The 14,622-nt window shown below is 50.8% G+C and carries 13 protein-coding genes; 11 read left to right on the top strand and 2 right to left on the bottom strand.

Annotation, left to right across the window (positions count from 1 at the left end; all coding sequences use genetic code 11):
- The first annotated feature begins 42 nt into the window (after positions 1 to 42).
- The 4 genes from lolB to dauA all read left to right on the top strand — a co-directional run bounded on the left by lolB (position 43) and on the right by dauA (position 4,419).
- Positions 43 to 666, top strand: coding sequence for a lipoprotein insertase outer membrane protein LolB (lolB, locus tag FEK50_RS18000; protein ID WP_130205669.1), 624 nt, complete (start codon positions 43 to 45; stop codon positions 664 to 666).
- Entirely contained in the window at positions 666 to 1,517 is an 852-nt protein-coding gene (gene ispE / locus FEK50_RS17995; protein ID WP_131162219.1) for a 4-(cytidine 5'-diphospho)-2-C-methyl-D-erythritol kinase, read from the top strand. Before lolB ends, ispE begins: the two co-directional genes overlap by 1 nt.
- A gap of 150 nt (positions 1,518 to 1,667) precedes the next feature.
- On the top strand, positions 1,668 to 2,615 hold the full coding sequence (prs, locus tag FEK50_RS17990; protein ID WP_001298109.1) for a ribose-phosphate diphosphokinase: 948 nt from the start codon (positions 1,668 to 1,670) through the stop codon (positions 2,613 to 2,615).
- A 124-nt stretch (positions 2,616 to 2,739) separates the two neighbouring features.
- Positions 2,740 to 4,419 (top strand): C4-dicarboxylic acid transporter DauA, encoded by a 1,680-nt coding sequence (gene dauA, locus FEK50_RS17985; RefSeq protein ID WP_131162220.1) that lies wholly within the window; start codon positions 2,740 to 2,742, stop codon positions 4,417 to 4,419.
- 59 nt (positions 4,420 to 4,478) lie between these two features.
- On the opposite strand, the gene ychH is transcribed toward dauA, so the two are convergent.
- Positions 4,479 to 4,757, bottom strand: coding sequence for a stress-induced protein YchH (ychH, locus tag FEK50_RS17980; RefSeq protein WP_064528711.1), 279 nt, complete (start codon positions 4,755 to 4,757; stop codon positions 4,479 to 4,481).
- A 277-nt stretch (positions 4,758 to 5,034) separates the two neighbouring features.
- Here ychH and pth point away from each other — a divergent pair, with 277 nt between their 5' ends.
- The 3 genes from pth (at position 5,035) to FEK50_RS17965 (ending at position 7,193) form a co-directional block, all read left to right on the top strand.
- Complete coding sequence (gene pth / locus FEK50_RS17975) at positions 5,035 to 5,619, top strand: aminoacyl-tRNA hydrolase (RefSeq protein WP_000152933.1); 585 nt, start codon at positions 5,035 to 5,037, stop codon at positions 5,617 to 5,619.
- A 116-nt stretch (positions 5,620 to 5,735) separates the two neighbouring features.
- Positions 5,736 to 6,827: a redox-regulated ATPase YchF gene (gene ychF, locus FEK50_RS17970; RefSeq protein ID WP_000505866.1), complete on the top strand. Its 1,092-nt coding sequence runs from the start codon at positions 5,736 to 5,738 to the stop codon at positions 6,825 to 6,827.
- A gap of 189 nt (positions 6,828 to 7,016) precedes the next feature.
- On the top strand, positions 7,017 to 7,193 hold the full coding sequence (locus tag FEK50_RS17965; RefSeq protein ID WP_165383448.1) for a hypothetical protein: 177 nt from the start codon (positions 7,017 to 7,019) through the stop codon (positions 7,191 to 7,193).
- 37 nt (positions 7,194 to 7,230) lie between these two features.
- Here FEK50_RS17965 and dhaR read toward each other — a convergent pair whose 3' ends face one another.
- On the bottom strand, positions 7,231 to 9,150 hold the full coding sequence (gene dhaR / locus FEK50_RS17960; RefSeq protein WP_130205661.1) for a dihydroxyacetone kinase operon transcriptional regulator DhaR: 1,920 nt from the start codon (positions 9,148 to 9,150) through the stop codon (positions 7,231 to 7,233).
- A 227-nt stretch (positions 9,151 to 9,377) separates the two neighbouring features.
- On the opposite strand from dhaR, the gene dhaK reads away from it, so the two are divergent.
- The 4 genes from dhaK to FEK50_RS17940 all read left to right on the top strand — a co-directional run bounded on the left by dhaK (position 9,378) and on the right by FEK50_RS17940 (position 14,339).
- The gene (dhaK, locus tag FEK50_RS17955) at positions 9,378 to 10,448 is read left to right on the top strand and encodes a dihydroxyacetone kinase subunit DhaK (protein ID WP_131162221.1); all 1,071 of its coding nucleotides are present in this window, start codon (positions 9,378 to 9,380) and stop codon (positions 10,446 to 10,448) included.
- Between the two features lie 10 nt (positions 10,449 to 10,458).
- Positions 10,459 to 11,091, top strand: coding sequence for a dihydroxyacetone kinase subunit DhaL (gene dhaL, locus FEK50_RS17950; RefSeq protein ID WP_130259701.1), 633 nt, complete (start codon positions 10,459 to 10,461; stop codon positions 11,089 to 11,091).
- Positions 11,092 to 11,101: 10 nt separating this feature from the next.
- A complete protein-coding gene (gene dhaM / locus FEK50_RS17945; protein ID WP_131162222.1) occupies positions 11,102 to 12,520 on the top strand; it encodes a dihydroxyacetone kinase phosphoryl donor subunit DhaM in 1,419 nt (472 codons plus the stop codon).
- A 121-nt stretch (positions 12,521 to 12,641) separates the two neighbouring features.
- A complete protein-coding gene (locus FEK50_RS17940) occupies positions 12,642 to 14,339 on the top strand; it encodes an alpha,alpha-trehalase (RefSeq protein WP_131162223.1) in 1,698 nt (565 codons plus the stop codon).
- Positions 14,340 to 14,622: the final 283 nt, after the last annotated feature.

Here is a 14,622-nt window from a genome sequence, read left to right as displayed (position 1 = left end):
AAGGGTTATAACTGCAACGTATCTCAAGGACTTGTCATTATTATGCCCCTGCCCGATTTTCGCTTTATCCGCCTGCTACCGCTGGCTGCTCTCGTGCTCACGGCCTGTTCCGTTACGACGCCGAAAGGTCCGGGCAAAAGCCCGGATTCGCCACAGTGGCGTCAGCATCAGCAAGACGTGCGCAACCTGAATCAGTACCAGACACGCGGTGCGTTTGCCTATATTTCTGACCAACAAAAAGTGTATGCCCGTTTCTTCTGGCAGCAAACTGGCCAGGATCGCTACCGTCTGCTGCTGACTAACCCATTGGGCAGCACTGAGCTGGAGTTGAATGCCCAGCCGGGTAATGTGCAGTTAGTGGACAATAAAGGCCAGCGTTACACCGCCGATGACGCCGAAGAGATGATTGGCAAATTGACCGGAATGCCGATTCCGCTCAACAGTTTGCGCCAGTGGATTTTAGGTTTGCCAGGTGATGCAACCGACTACAAACTGGACGACCAGTACCGCCTGAGCGAAATTACCTATAGTCAGAACGGTAAAAAATGGAAAGTGGTATACGGCGGTTATGACACTAAAACGCAACCTGCGATGCCTGCCAATATGGAACTCACCGAAGGCGGTCAGCGCATCAAGTTAAAAATGGATAACTGGATAGTGAAATAATGCGGACTCAGTGGCCTTCTCCGGCAAAGCTTAATCTGTTTTTATACATTACCGGTCAGCGTGCGGACGGCTACCACACGCTGCAAACGCTGTTTCAGTTTCTGGATTACGGCGACACTATCAGCATTGAACTTCGCAACGATGGGGAAATCCGCCTGTTAACGCCAGTTGAAGGTGTGGAACACGAAGATAACCTGATTGTTCGCGCGGCACGGTTGTTGATGAAAGCAGCCGCCGCCAGTGGGCGTCTTCCGAAAGGAAGTGGTGCAGATATCAGTATTGACAAGCGTTTGCCTATGGGTGGTGGTCTGGGCGGTGGTTCATCCAATGCCGCAACAGTTCTGGTAGCTTTAAATCATCTGTGGCAATGCGGACTGAGCGTTGATGAGTTGGCAGAAATCGGTCTGACGCTGGGCGCAGATGTTCCGGTTTTTGTCCGTGGTCATGCTGCTTTTGCCGAAGGGGTCGGCGAAATATTAACGCCGGTGAATCCACCAGAGAAATGGTATCTGGTTGCGCACCCTGGTGTGAATATTCCTACACCAATGATTTTTAAAGATCCCGAACTCCCGCGCAACACGGCGAAAAGGTCAATAGAAACGTTGCTAAAATGTGAATTCAGCAATGATTGCGAGGTTATCGCAAGAAAACGTTTTCGCGAGGTTGATGCGGTGCTTTCCTGGCTGTTAGAATACGCCCCGTCGCGCCTGACTGGGACAGGGGCCTGTGTCTTTGCTGAATTTGATACAGAGTCTGAAGCCCGCCAGGTGCTAGAGCAAGCCCCGGAATGGCTCAATGGCTTTGTGGCGAAAGGTGTCAATCTTTCCCCATTGCACAGAGCCATGCTTTAAGCCGGGCAAGCTGAGTTTCGGTGACAACGTCACCTTGTTCCAGACGTTGCATCGCGCTCTTTAATACACCGCCTGGAAAGAATATTGCCTGGCCCGCACAGTTTTCGGCAGTTTCTTTCCACCAATGGACGCATGCCTGAGGTTCTTCTCGTGCCTGATATGAAGCTTTTTGCTGGTAACGCCACCCCGGAACTAGCACAACGTATTGCCAACCGCCTGTACACTTCACTCGGCGACGCCGCTGTAGGTCGCTTTAGCGACGGCGAAGTCAGCGTACAAATTAACGAAAATGTACGCGGTGGTGATATTTTCATCATCCAGTCCACTTGTGCCCCTACTAACGACAACCTGATGGAATTAGTCGTGATGGTTGATGCCCTGCGTCGTGCTTCCGCAGGTCGTATCACCGCTGTTATCCCCTACTTTGGCTATGCGCGCCAGGACCGTCGCGTCCGTTCCGCTCGTGTACCAATCACTGCGAAAGTGGTTGCAGACTTCCTCTCCAGCGTCGGTGTTGACCGTGTGCTGACAGTGGATCTGCATGCTGAACAGATTCAGGGTTTCTTCGACGTTCCGGTTGATAACGTATTTGGTAGCCCGATCCTGCTGGAAGACATGCTGCAGCTGAATCTGGATAACCCGATTGTGGTTTCCCCGGACATCGGCGGCGTTGTGCGTGCCCGCGCTATCGCTAAGCTGCTGAACGATACCGATATGGCAATCATCGACAAACGTCGTCCGCGTGCGAACGTTTCCCAGGTGATGCATATCATCGGTGACGTTGCAGGTCGTGACTGCGTACTGGTCGATGATATGATCGACACTGGCGGTACGCTGTGTAAAGCTGCTGAAGCTCTGAAAGAACGTGGTGCTAAGCGTGTATTTGCGTACGCGACTCACCCGATCTTCTCTGGCAACGCGGCGAACAACCTGCGTAACTCTGTAATTGATGAAGTCGTTGTCTGCGATACCATTCCGCTAAGCGATGAAATCAAATCACTGCCGAACGTGCGTACTCTGACCCTGTCAGGTATGCTGGCCGAAGCGATTCGTCGTATCAGCAACGAAGAATCGATCTCTGCCATGTTCGAACATTAATCGAACCCGGCTCAAAGACCCGCTGCGGCGGGTTTTTTTGTCTGTAATATCCATTTGTATGACCTATGCCTCCTTCACCTGCCATTTAGTTGACAGATGATGCGCTCACGGATGAAACATTATTGTGAACAAAATATTTTCCTCACATGTGATGCCTTTCCGCGCTCTGATCGACGCTTGCTGGAAAGAAAAATACACTGCCGCACGGTTTACCCGTGACCTGATTGCCGGGATAACCGTTGGGATTATTGCTATTCCTCTGGCGATGGCGTTGGCAATTGGCAGTGGTGTGGCTCCTCAATACGGTTTATATACCGCTGCCGTTGCGGGGATTGTCATAGCTCTGACGGGTGGGTCGCGCTTTAGCGTTTCCGGTCCGACTGCAGCATTTGTAGTAATTCTCTATCCCGTTTCGCAACAGTTTGGACTGGCAGGCCTGCTGGTTGCGACGTTGTTGTCGGGGATCTTTTTGATCCTGATGGGTCTGGCGCGCTTTGGTCGTCTGATTGAATATATTCCGGTTTCCGTCACCTTAGGTTTTACCTCGGGTATCGGGATTACCATCGGTACCATGCAGATTAAAGATTTTCTCGGTCTGCAAATGGCTCATGTCCCGGAACATTATCTACAAAAAGTCGGCGCATTATTTATGGCGCTGCCGACCATTAATGTCGGTGATGCTGCGATTGGTATCGTGACGCTTGGCATTCTGATTTTCTGGCCACGTTTGGGTATTCGTTTACCTGGTCACCTTCCGGCCTTGCTGGCTGGTTGCGCGGTGATGGGGATTGTTAACCTGCTTGGCGGACATGTTGCTACCATCGGGTCGCAATTCCACTACGTTCTGGCCGATGGTTCTCAGGGTAACGGTATTCCGCAACTGCTGCCGCAACTGGTGCTGCCGTGGGATCTGCCTAATTCAGAATTCACACTAACCTGGGATTCTATTCGCACTCTGCTGCCTGCGGCATTCTCAATGGCAATGCTCGGGGCAATCGAATCTCTGCTCTGCGCCGTCGTACTGGATGGTATGACCGGGACTAAGCACAAGGCGAATAGTGAACTGGTCGGTCAGGGGCTGGGGAATATCATCGCTCCATTCTTTGGTGGTATTACCGCTACTGCTGCCATCGCACGTTCTGCCGCTAACGTCCGTGCTGGGGCAACTTCCCCTATCTCGGCGGTGATCCACTCTATTCTGGTTATTCTCGCACTGCTGGTACTGGCACCACTGCTCTCCTGGCTGCCGCTTTCCGCCATGGCGGCCCTGCTGTTGATGGTGGCGTGGAACATGAGTGAAGCGCACAAAGTGGTCGACTTGCTGCGTCATGCGCCGAAAGATGACATCATCGTCATGCTGCTGTGTATGTCACTGACCGTGCTGTTTGATATGGTTATTGCCATCAGCGTGGGGATTGTTCTGGCATCGTTGCTGTTTATGCGCCGTATCGCCCGTATGACTCGTCTGGCGCCGGTGGCAGTAGACGTTCCTGACGATGTGCTGGTCTTGCGTGTTATTGGCCCGCTGTTTTTCGCGGCGGCTGAAGGTCTGTTCACCGACCTGGAATCACGTCTGGAAGGAAAACGGGTTGTTATTCTGAAGTGGGATGCCGTTCCGGTGCTTGATGCCGGTGGTCTTGATGCGTTCCAGCGTTTTGTGAAGCGCCTGCCTGAAGGGTGTGAACTGCGCGTGTGTAACGTGGAATTCCAGCCTCTGCGTACAATGGCCCGATCCGGTATTCAACCGATTCCGGGACGTCTGGCGTTCTTCCCGAATCGCAGCGCAGCGATGGCTGATCTGTAAGAAAGGCATTAAATTGACCAGTCAGCGCAAACTGACTGGTCAGCAAACTACTTTAGTTGTTAGCTATGACGGCGATTATCGCTACGGCGGCAACGTTTGTCATAGTGGCGAACCCACCAGTAACGGTCGCACACCTGTTCATGCCCGCCAACACGGGCTCCCGCCAGCCAGAGAATGGCACCGACGAAAATACTCAGCACTGCACCGTGTGCGAAATACTGGGGCATATCAAACTGTGGTAATTGGTTGAGGATTGAATACCCCACGCCGACCACCATCACCACCAGACCCAACCCCATAAGCACGTTACCGAGTAACGAAGCGTTTTTGCGTTTCATGTGTCACCTCCGGAACTTTCTGGGTTGTAACAGGGAATACCCCTCTTCCTTATGTGTAAAGTATAGACAACACCCTGTGGCTTATGTGCGGGCGTGATCACAATTACAACCCTTATTTCAACAAAACTTTACAAATAACCGTCTGAACACCTTGACTTTCTAATAGTCGATACTGGCAATTATTATGTTATCTGCGTTTAACACGCTGTTTTTTGTCAAGCGGGGCCGCAACCAGTAAACTACGCGCCAGTTATGTACTCACTCAGGACAAAAAAACGTGACGATTAAATTGATTGTCGGCCTGGCGAACCCCGGCGCTGAATACGCCGCAACGCGACATAATGCTGGCGCCTGGTTCGTTGACTTACTGGCGGAGCGTTTACGCGCTCCCCTGCGCGAAGAGGCTAAATTCTTTGGTTATACCTCGCGAGTTACCCTCGGAGGCGAAGATGTCCGCCTGTTAGTCCCGACTACATTTATGAATCTCAGCGGCAAAGCCGTCGCAGCGATGGCCAGTTTTTTCCGCATTAATCCGGACGAAATTCTGGTTGCTCACGACGAACTGGATCTGCCTCCGGGCGTCGCCAAATTTAAATTGGGCGGTGGCCACGGTGGTCACAATGGACTGAAAGACATCATCAGTAAATTGGGTAATAACCCTAACTTTCACCGTTTACGCATCGGAATCGGTCATCCGGGCGATAAAAACAAAGTTGTCGGGTTTGTGTTAGGCAAACCACCTGTTAGTGAACAGAAGTTAATTGATGAAGCCATCGACGAAGCGGCGCGTTGTACTGAAATGTGGTTTACAGATGGTTTGACCAAAGCAACGAACCGATTGCACGCCTTTAAAGCGCAATAAGTCGTTGTCTGCGGCATTTTTGCCGAGTGCCGTGTATAATAGGCAAAGTTATTTCCATTTCTGCAATCTGTTTGTGATAACAGATTGATTATTAAGATATTAAGGTGATTTAAATCATGGGATTCAAATGCGGTATCGTCGGTTTGCCCAACGTCGGGAAATCTACCCTGTTCAACGCGCTGACCAAAGCCGGTATTGAAGCGGCCAACTTTCCATTCTGTACCATCGAGCCGAACACGGGCGTCGTACCAATGCCTGACCCTCGCCTGGATCAACTGGCTGAAATCGTAAAACCGCAGCGTACGCTTCCCACGACCATGGAATTTGTCGATATCGCCGGTCTGGTAAAAGGCGCGTCGAAAGGTGAAGGTCTGGGTAACCAGTTCCTGACTAACATTCGTGAAACCGAAGCGATCGGCCACGTTGTTCGCTGCTTTGAGAATGACAATATCATTCACGTTTCCGGCAAAGTTAACCCGGCGGACGATATTGAAGTTATCAACACCGAACTGGCACTGGCGGACCTCGACACCTGCGAACGTGCGATTCACCGCGTACAGAAGAAAGCCAAAGGTGGCGATAAAGACGCGAAAGCCGAGCTGGCGGTACTGGAAAAATGCCTGCCACAGCTGGAAAACGCAGGCATGCTGCGCGCGCTGGATTTAAGTGCTGAAGAGAAAGCGGCGATTCGTTACCTGAGCTTCCTGACGCTGAAACCAACGATGTACATCGCCAACGTCAACGAAGACGGTTTTGAAAACAACCCGTATCTTGACCAGGTGCGTGAAATCGCGGCGAAAGAAGGTTCTGTTGTGGTTCCGGTTTGTGCTGCTGTTGAAGCTGACATTGCCGAACTGGACGACGAAGAACGTGACGAGTTTATGCAGGAACTGGGGCTGGAAGAACCGGGCCTGAACCGTGTGATCCGTGCCGGTTATAAACTGCTGAACCTGCAAACTTACTTCACCGCTGGGGTGAAAGAAGTACGCGCATGGACCATTCCGGTTGGTGCAACCGCGCCGCAGGCAGCTGGTAAAATCCACACTGATTTTGAAAAAGGCTTTATCCGCGCACAAACCATCTCGTTTGAAGATTTCATCACTTACAAAGGTGAACAAGGTGCGAAAGAAGCGGGCAAAATGCGTGCAGAAGGTAAAGACTACATCGTTAAAGATGGCGATGTGATGAACTTCCTGTTCAACGTCTAATTCCGCGTAATATCCTGGCGGTTAATAACGAGCCATTATGTGAGTCGCACATAATGGCTTTTTTACGCCTGCTACGCTGCTTCTTTCAATTCTGAGTTACCGAAACCCATAATCAGACTCCTGGCAATATTAACAATGCGGCTTTTATGTGATAACAATCACAGTGCATTAACCGTTCAAGAGTTTGTCATGAAAAAAACATTTACCTTCAGTCTGTTAGCAATTGTCTTTGCGAGCCTGTTAAGTGCTTGTGTTCCTCACCATCATCACCGCCACAACGATGGCCCGCGTGGCCCTGCGGCTTCCGGTAAGCCAATGCCACCTTCAAATGGTGGGCCAAATCATGGCAGTCATGGTCGCTATTAATTAGCAAGTCATACGCGGGAGAGTGCCTACTTTCCCGCTATCCACGGCGCTTAAACTGACTCGCATCAATGCCGTATTGCTTCATTTTTCGCCACAGCGTAGTGCGACCAATCCCGAGTAAAACCGACATTTCCTGAATACGTCCGCCAGTAACCTGGGCCGCGTTAATAATCGCTTCTTTTTCAACTTCCGCGAATGACAGACTGGTAGAAAGGCGTGTAGCGCTGGCATCATCTGTCGCCTGTTCAGTAAACAGGTGTTCCGGCAAATCACTGACACGAATGCGTCCGTTTTCGCTACTCAGCGCAAGATTCTCGATGACGCTGTAAAGTTCAAAATCATTGCCGGGCCATGCGCAAGAAACCAGGCGAGTAAGCGCATCGTCATCAATTTTCAGACGCGTAGAGAAGCGTTTTTCAAGGCTGCGTAATTTGTTATTCACCAGCGCCGGAATACTGTCGCGCCGCATCCGCAAAGGAGGGATGGTAATTTCAAATGCATGAAGCGCGTAATAAAGCTGGCGACTAAAGCGATTCTGCTCCACCAGCATCGCCAGATCCGCTGTTGTAGTGGCAATCACTTTGACATCAATGGGTATTAAACGCCGCGCATCCAGTCTTGTGATGACGCCTTGTTTGATGACCTGGAGCAACGCAGACTGTAACTCTGCCGCCAGATATTCAATCTTTTCAAGGAACAACGTGCCGCCATGTGCCAGTTCCAACCGACTCAGACGACCATTTTCATTCTCCGTTCGATCGCCACCAATAAATTCTTCCGCCAGCGCCGCATCGCCATATAACTCGCAATTAACCGCGATATAGGGACCCGCCGCACGCTCGCTTTCATTGTGAATGGCCTGGCTTAACAGTGCTTTGCCAACGCCTTCTTCTCCACAGAGTAACACCGGGAAACTGCTGCGCGCCGCCTGGCGGCCAAAATGGATCAACCGGCGGGTTTGCGGATCGTCCTGTGGCATATGAGCGAAGGTATGGCTGACTTTTCCTAATTGACTGGTCATCAACTGCCGCATCTGTTCTACCGGATGGAGCAACAGAATAAAGCTGGTCCCTTGCGTTTCAATTATCGGTTTAAGGGTAATGACCGCATCAATAAACTGGTGCTGACTTTCAAAAGTCGCTTCCACATGTTTGAGGGGATGAGCTTGCTTTATTGCCTGTTGCAATACGGTTGGTAGCGTTAATAGCTCAGTGATCGCCCTTCCCTGACTTGCCGTCGCGTCCAGACACAAAACACGCGCCGCCTGGGCATTGATAAATTGCAAATTACCCTGCTCATCCCAGCTAATCACGCCATCGTCCATACTTTCCAGCAAGGCGTTAAGCTGATTTAAATGCCGGTTTGTTTCAGCCAGTAAACTGTCTGTCAGCAGTAAATTTCCTACCTCGCGCGCAATTGCCAGCGTCAACGGCAAATCGGCTGCGGTGGTTTGCTCAACCGGACATGCCAGCGCTATCGTTCCCGTTAATCGGCCCTTGCTGTCAAACAGTGGCGTTGCGCAAAATGCCCAATCCCATAGCGCCTGCTTGAAATGTTGATCGGCCATCGTTTTCACTGCCTGACCGGAGATAGCCGCTAACGATAGCGCACAAGTACCAATAATTCCCTCTGCGCAATACGTGCCGTCATTGAATCCCAGGACACTAAGCTGGTGCAACGTTTGCGGATCGCCATAACGACTAAGGATGCAGGCGGTTTCATCAAGGATGAACAGTCCGCACGCCCGCGATTCCATATATTCCCAGGCATCTTCCAGTGCCGCTTGCCCGAGAGCCAGCATCGCTTCCTTACGCCGATAGATAGAAGCAAATGTCACGCCCCGAGCCTGATGCGGTACGCTCCATGACTCCCGTTTCATCAGCTTGCGGCATCGCTCCCAGGATGCTGCTATCAAGGGAGATACGCTCTGTTGCTGGTTGTTAAAACCGTCATTCATATTTGCTGCCCTTATGACAAAAAGGTGTTCCGCATCGCAAATTTACTTATCCAGATTCGGCATTGTTCCGTTATGGAACATTTATTAAAGCATATGTTTCATTGTGAAACATAATTTGGGTTAATTTTCTTTTCCCCTCCCTGATGCACAATGGATTTACCGGCAGTCAGTGGTCGCCGTGTCGTTGAACATCATCCATGCCCTACCCTAATTGCTGGAGCAAAATAATGAAAAAATTGATCAATGATGTGCAAGACGTACTGAACGAACAACTGGCGGGACTGGCGAAAGCGTATCCTTCGCTGGCACTGCATCAGGATCCGGTGTATGTCACCCGAGTCGATGCGCCAATTGCAGGAAAAGTGGCGTTATTGTCGGGCGGCGGCAGCGGACACGAACCCATGCACTGTGGTTATATTGGCCAGGGTATGCTCTCGGGGGCGTGTCCGGGCGAAATTTTCACCTCACCGACGCCCGATAAAATTTTTGAATGTGCCATGCAAATCGATGGTGGCGAAGGTGTACTGCTGATTATCAAAAATTATACCGGCGATATTCTTAACTTCGAGACAGCGACCGAATTACTGCACGATAGTGGCGTAAAAGTGACCACCGTGGTCATTGATGACGACGTTGCAGTAAAAGACAGTCTTTATACCGCCGGGCGGCGCGGCGTTGCCAATACAGTATTAATTGAAAAAATTGTTGGCGCAGCGGCAGAACGCGGCGACTCGCTGGAGGCTTGTGCACAACTGGGGCGTAAGTTGAACAATCAGGGCCACTCTATTGGTATCGCCCTCGGTGCCTGTACCGTTCCTGCTGCAGGCAAACCTTCTTTTACGCTGGCAGATAATGAAATGGAATTTGGTGTCGGCATTCATGGTGAGCAGGGTATTGACCGCCGCCCCTTCTCCTCTCTTGATCAAACTGTCGATGAAATGTTCGACACGCTGCTGGAAAATGGCACATACCACCGCACGCTGCGCTTCTGGGATTATCGACAAGGTAGCTGGCAGGAAGAGACGCAAACTAAACAACCGCTTCAGTCTGGCGATCGAGTGATTGCGCTGGTCAACAATCTTGGCGCGACACCGCTTTCTGAACTGTATGGCGTCTATAACCGCCTGACCACGCGTTGCCAGCAAGCTGGCTTGACTATCGAGCGCAATTTAATCGGCGCGTACTGCACCTCACTGGACATGACCGGTTTTTCCATCACCTTACTGAAAGTTGATGACGAAACGCTGGCGTTATGGGACGCCCCGGTCCACACCCCGGCGCTTAACTGGGGTAAATAAGGAGATAACCATGTCACTGAGCAGAACTCAAATTGTTACCTGGCTCACTCGCTGTGGAGAAATTTTCAGCAAAGAGAGCGATTATCTTACCGGGCTGGATCGTGAAATCGGCGACGCTGACCACGGGCTAAATATGAATCGTGGCTTTAGCAAAGTGGTGGAAAAACTCCCTGCCATCGCGGATAAAGACATCGGTTTCATTCTCAAGAATACCGGCATGACGTTGCTTTCCAGCGTCGGCGGTGCCAGCGGCCCACTGTTCGGTACGTTCTTTATCCGTGCGGCACAGGCCACTCAGGCACGTCAAAGCCTGACGTTGATAGAGCTTTATCAGATGTTCCGTGATGGCGCAGACGGCGTAATCAGTCGGGGGAAAGCAGAACCAGGCGATAAAACCATGTGCGATGTCTGGGGGCCGGTGGTTGAGTCGTTACGCCAGTCCAGTGAGCAAAACCTTTCTGTTCCGGCGGCGCTCGAAGCCGCCAGTCGCGTCGCGGAATCCGCCGCACAAAGCACGATTACGATGCAAGCCCGCAAAGGCCGCGCCAGTTATCTCGGTGAACGCAGTATTGGTCACCAGGATCCTGGTGCAACCTCCGTGATGTTTATGATGCAAATGTTGGCGTTAGCCGCAAAAGAGTAAGGAATTGGTGATGGTAAACCTGGTCATAGTTTCACATAGCGCCCGACTGGGAGAAGGTGTCGGTGAATTAGCTCGCCAGATGTTAATGGGCGATAGTTGTAAAATCGCCATTGCCGCAGGAATTGACGATCCGCAGAATCCCATCGGTACAGATGCCGTCAAAGTGATGGAAGCCATCGAATCCGTTGCCGATGCCGACCATGTGTTGGTCATGATGGATATGGGTAGTGCGTTATTGAGTGCAGAAACCGCACTGGAATTGCTGGCGCCAGAGATCGCCGCGAGAGTACGTTTGTGCGCTGCACCGTTGGTCGAAGGAACGTTAGCAGCCGCCGTCAGCGCAGCCTCGGGAGCGGATATCGACAAAGTCATCCATGACGCCATGCATGCGCTGGAAGCCAAACGAGAACAACTGGGTTTACCATCATCCGCTACTGAAATCTCCGACATATGCCCCTCGCACGATGAAGAAGCCCGTTCTCTGGCAGTGGTGATTAAAAACCGTAACGGACTCCACGTCCGTCCAGCCTCCCGACTGGTCTATACCTTATCGACATTTAATGCAGACATGTTGTTGGAGAAAAACGGTAAGTGCGTAACACCGGAGAGTATTAACCAGATTGCGCTGTTACAAGTCCGCTGTAACGATACGCTGCGCCTGATTGCAAAAGGGCCAGAGGCTGAAGAGGCGTTAGCCGCTTTTCGCCAGTTGGCTGAAGATAACTTTGGTGAAATGGAAGAGATAGCACCGCCAACTCTGCGTCCAGTTCCGCCTGTCACAGGCAAAGCCTTTTATTATCAACCGGTTTTATGCACAGTACAGGCAAAATCATCACTGAGCGTGGAAGAAGAACAGGAACGGTTACGCCAGGCAATTGACTTCACGTTGTTAGATCTGATGACGTTAACGGCAAAGGCAGAAGCAAGCGGGCTCGACGATATCGCAGCAATTTTTTCCGGCCACCATACACTATTAGACGATCCTGAACTGCGGGTAGCGGCAAGCGAACTCCTTCAGCATGAACATTGCACGGCGGAGTATGCCTGGCAGCAGGTTCTTAAAGAACTTAGCCAGCAATACCAGCAGATTGATGATGAATATTTGCAGGCTCGCTATATTGATGTGGACGATCTTCTGCATCGCACCCTGCTCCACCTGACACAGACAAAAGAAGAACTCCCTCAGTTTAGCGCGCCGACCATTTTACTGGCGGAGAACATTTATCCCTCCACGGTACTTCAACTGGATCCGACAATCGTTAAGGGCATCTGCCTTAGTGCCGGAAGTCCGGTATCCCACAGCGCTCTAATTGCCCGTGAACTGGGTATTGGCTGGATTTGTCAGCAGGGAGAGAAGCTGTATTCGATTCAACCTGAAGAGACGCTAACGCTGGATGTAAAAGCACAATGCTTCAGGCATCAGAGTTAAATTAGATTTGTCTGTCAGTTCGCAGAAAAAGATTTCAATCATGCTCTTACGGCGATCCTGAACTAAGGTTTTCTGATACTTGAATACCGTTTTGTTCGGTATCGCCAAAGGAGAATGATTGATGAAACCACTTGTCCCTCGTCGCTCGCAGAAAGTGGCGTTAATACCTGCTGCCGTATTATTGTGTGCCACCGCGCTATCTGCACAGGCAGAAGAAACACCGGTGACGCCACAATCGCCTGATATTTTGTTAGGCCCTCTGTTTAACGATGTGCAAAACGCCAAACTTTTTCCTGATCAAAAAACTTTTGCCGATGCCATTCCTAACAGCGATCCATTAATGATCCTCGCAGACTACCGGATGCAGCAGAATCAGAGCGGGTTCGATCTGCGCCATTTCGTTAACGTCAATTTCACCCTGCCGAAAGAGGGAGAAAAATATGTGCCTCCAAAGGGGCAGTCACTGCGCGAACACATTGACGGACTTTGGCCGGTGTTAACCCGTTCTACCGAAAGTACCGAACAATGGGATTCTCTGTTGCCGTTGCCGAAACCCTATGTCGTGCCGGGAGGTCGTTTTCGCGAAGTGTATTACTGGGACAGTTACTTCACCATGCTGGGGCTTGCCGAAAGCGGTCACTGGGATAAAGTGGCGGACATGGTGGCCAACTTTGGTCATGAAATAGATACTTATGGGCATATTCCAAACGGTAACCGCAGCTATTATTTGAGCCGATCGCAGCCGCCCTTTTTTGCCTTGATGGTAGAGTTACTCGCGCAACATGAAGGTGACGACGCGTTGAAACAATATCTGCCGCAACTGCAAAAAGAGTACGCGTACTGGATGGACGGTATTGAAAACCTGCAGGCCGGGCAACAGGAAAAACGCGTTGTTAAACTCAAGGATGGCACTATTCTTAACCGCTATTGGGATGACCACGATACGCCACGCCCGGAGTCGTGGGTAGAAGATATTGCCACCGCCAAAAGTAATCCGAACCGCCCTGCCACTGAAATTTACCGCGATCTGCGTTCTGCCGCCGCGTCTGGCTGGGATTTCAGTTCACGCTGGATGGACAACCCGCGGCAGTTAAATACGTTACGCACCACCAGCATCGTACCGGTCGATCTCAATAGTCTGATGTATAAGATGGAGAAAATTCTCTCCCGCGCCAGTAAAGTCGCCGGGGATAACGCGATGGCCAGCCAATATGAAACGCTCGCCGATGCCCGTCAGAAAGGGATCGAAAAATACCTGTGGAACGATCAACATGGCTGGTATGCCGACTACGATCTGAAGAGCGATAAAGTACGCAATCAGTTAACTGCCGCCGCCCTGTTCCCGCTTTATGTCAATGCAGCGGCAAAAGATCGCGCGACCAAAATGGCTGCTGCCACTAAAACACATCTGTTGCAACCTGGCGGGCTGAACACCACATCGGTTAAAAGTGGACAGCAATGGGATGCGCCAAATGGCTGGGCTCCGCTGCAATGGGTCGCGACAGAAGGGTTGCAAAACTACGGGCAGAACGAGGTGGCGATGGACATTAGCTGGCACTTCCTGACCAATGTTCAGCACACTTATGACCGGGAGAAGAAGCTGGTCGAGAAATATGATGTCAGTACCACCGGAACAGGTGGCGGCGGTGGCGAATACCCGTTGCAGGATGGCTTTGGCTGGACCAATGGCGTCACGCTGAAAATGCTCGATTTGATCTGCCCGAAAGAACAACCGTGTGACAACGTTCCGGCAACGCGTCCGACCGGTAAATCAACCACACAGCCGGTTAAACAAAAAGAGGCGGATCCTACGTCTTAACTTTGCTGTATATCGGGCAATGCCATTGCGCGCATAAAATTGGCATTGCTCTTTTTTTCCACGAAAAACCAAACATCGATTATTATACGATCTATGTCTTAATTTTCTTATATCAGAGAAGATATTAATTTTACATTATCAATTTATTAATCATTACTCTTCTATTTATATTTTTCCGCCACTCACGCATTCTCCCTGACAATTTTCTTGTTGAACAAAGCGTTGTTTAGCAAATAAGCAGATCATTCTGTTTCTTTAGACAAATCTTGACATCAAACATGAT

Source organism: Escherichia sp. E2586 (genome assembly GCF_005781105.1).
In the GTDB taxonomy this organism is placed as follows: Bacteria; Pseudomonadota; Gammaproteobacteria; order Enterobacterales; family Enterobacteriaceae; genus Escherichia.
This window is presented reverse-complemented; position numbering and strand designations above follow the sequence as displayed.